Raw genomic sequence first — 1,179 nt, 5'->3', positions numbered from 1 at the left:
CGGCGCGCCCCCGGCCGGGCCCGGGGTGTAGTAAAAAAGCCTGTTGGCCGCCGAGGGCGCGTGCCGCCGGCCGATCCACCCCGCCGATCCGATGCCGCCGCCCGCCCCCTCGCCTTCCGTCCCGCCCCTGGTCTGTTCCTATCCGGAGAATCCGCCCATGCTGAACCGTCGCACCGTCCTCGCCACCGGCGCCCTGGCCACCGTGCCGCTCGCCGCGCCCCTGCAGGCGCTGGCCCAGGGCAAGAAGGACGCCGTCACCCTCGCCATGACGCTGGAGCCCCCGGGGCTGGACCCGACGGCCGGCGCGGCCTCGTCCATCGGCGAGATCACGCTGTACAACGTGTTCGAGCCGCTCACCAAGATCAACGCGGACGGCAGCGTCTCGCCGCTGCTGGCCGAAAGCTGGGAGGTCTCGCCCGACCTCAAGACCTACACCTTCAAGCTGCGCGGGAACGTCAAGTTCCACAACGGCGCGCCGTTCAACGCGGCGGCCGTCAAGTTCTCGTTCGAGCGCGCGGCGGGCGACAAGAGCACCAACAAGGACAAGCGCACCTTCGCCAACCTCACCACGCAGGTGGTGGACGACCTCACGGTGGTGGTCATCAACAAGGACATCGACCCCGACCTGCTCTTCCTGCTGGGCCAGGCCACCGCCGTCATCGTGGAGCCGGGCAGCGTCGACACCAACGCCACCAAGCCCGTCGGCACGGGGCCGTACCGGCTCGAATCGTGGAGCAAGGGCGCCTCGGTCACGCTGGCGCGCTGGGACGGCTACCGCACGGCGAACGCGGTGCACATCCGCCGCGCGACCTTCCGCTTCATCTCGGACCCGGCCGCGCAGGTGGCGGCCCTGATGGCGGGGGACGTGGACGCGTTCCCGCGCGTCACGCCGCGCAGCGTGGCGCAGTTCAAGGCCAACCCGCGTTTTCAGGTGATCGTGAGCGGCTCGCGCGCCAAGACCATCCTGGCCATCAACCAGCAGAAGAAGCCGCTGGACGACGTGCGGGTGCGCCGCGCCATCGCGGCCGCCATCGACCGCAAGGCCGTGATCCAGGGCGCCGGGGACGGCCTGGGCGTGCCGATCGGCAGCCACTACGTACCGGGCGCCTTCGGCTACCTGGACACCACGGGCATCAACCCCTTCGACCCCGAAAAGGCGAAGAAGCTGCTGGCCGAGGC

Annotated in this window: 1 protein-coding gene; it reads left to right on the top strand. The window is 70.7% G+C overall.

What is annotated here, in order from left to right; all coding sequences use genetic code 11:
- Positions 1–157: 157 nt before the first annotated feature.
- Positions 158–1,179: ABC transporter substrate-binding protein (locus AC27IO_RS24525; RefSeq protein ID WP_498741251.1), on the top strand; the 1,022-nt coding region annotated here is incomplete at its 3' end.

The sequence above is a fragment of the Acidovorax sp. KNOB132 genome (genome assembly GCF_057541515.1).
Note: the sequence above shows the minus strand (reverse complement) of the source record. Positions and strands in the feature narration are given on the sequence as shown.